Here is a 1336-nt window from a genome sequence, read left to right as displayed (position 1 = left end):
CGGTGAGGGTGGTGTGCCAGGTGGAGTGGTGGGCGTGGGCGGCCTCGTGCACGAGAACTCCCCACAGTGCGGGGTAGCGCTCTCGGTCCGAGGGGCGGGACGGGTCACAGGCAGCAGGGTCGTGGCCGAGATGGGTCCCGTCGAGTTCGATGGTCGCCAAGGCCGGGATGAAGCAGCCGGGGGCGCCGTGCCCGGCGCCGGGGGCGCAGGTCACGATCAAGTCGTCGCGTTCGGCGAGCGCGGCGACCTGCCCGGTCAAGGCGGCCGACAACCTGCTCCACGGGCCGCGCGCGGTGATGGTGCTGCTGGGGCTGGTGGCCGGGTTCAGGTGCGTGGGCATCTGAGGTGTTCTCCCTTCTCGATCTTCGCTGCCGCTTTGCAAAAGCCCAGGTCAGTGCTTGTTGGGTGGGGGAGTGGTTCGGCGGCTTCTAGAGTTGGCGGCCCAGGGCCAGTGGGGTGATGGCGCGTCCGTACACCGAGGACAGGACCGCGACGACGACGTCGCGGTCTTCTTCGGGGGCGATGCCCGCGAGGTTGGCCACGGCGGCATCGGTGCCCAGGACGCCGGCGATCTTGTCGAAGGCGATCAGCTCGCGCAGTTGCGGGGCCCAGCCGATCTCCCCGGAGGATTGCCGGGCGGCCAGGTTGCGGGCGACCCGGACGGCCTTGGGATCGATGCGCAGGGTGCGGGCCAGGTCGTAGTCGGTGGACACGCGGATCTGCGCGGCGAACCTGGAGGCCAGCGCCTCGGTGAGGACAGCGCCGTGCACGCCGGGGTTGTGCCCGGCGATCACATAGAAGCCTGGTTCGGCGGTGACGGTCTCGACCTTGTGCGCCTTGACCACGATCTGGCGGCGGCCGTCCATGGCGGGATAGACCACCGCGAGCACCTTGGGCGAGATGAGGGTGGCGTCGTCGATGAACAGGCACCGGCCCTGGCTCATCGCCGTCACCAGCGGCCCGTACACGAACTCATAACCGCCGTCGGGGGCCTGGGTGTACTCACCGACGAAGTCGGCCACCGCGGTGTCGCCATCCCCGGCCACGGTGATCAGGTCGGGGAAGGCCGCCTCCACCAGGCTGGTCTTGCCGGTGCCGGGCGGCCCATACAGCAGCGCCGCAATCCCGGCCTCGCGCAGGCGCCGCAACGCGGCCACGTCCGGCACCTCGGCCAGTTGCCGGGGGTGGTAGGTCTGCCCGTTCGGCCGCTGCACCGGTCCCGTCGGCGCGGGCGCGCGCCGCGGTGGCGCGGCGGGCTGGCTCTGCGCGGCGGCGCTGGTCCCGCTCGACGGCGGAGTGGGCGCGGCAGGCGGCGGGTGGGGCGAGGGCCGTGCGG

Annotated in this window: 1 protein-coding gene and 1 pseudogene; both read right to left on the bottom strand. The window is 72.2% G+C overall.

What is annotated here, in order from left to right:
• A pseudogene (locus E1289_RS37615) lies at window positions 1-340 on the bottom strand (hypothetical protein); the annotation flags it as partial.
• A gap of 88 nt (window positions 341-428) precedes the next feature.
• Window positions 429-1336, bottom strand: a 908-nt coding sequence (locus E1289_RS37610; protein ID WP_207929423.1) for an AAA family ATPase, incomplete at its 5' end; no start/stop codon positions are given.

Source organism: Actinomadura sp. 6K520 (assembly GCF_004349245.1).
Classification (GTDB): Bacteria; Actinomycetota; Actinomycetes; order Streptosporangiales; family Streptosporangiaceae; genus Spirillospora.
This window is presented reverse-complemented; position numbering and strand designations above follow the sequence as displayed.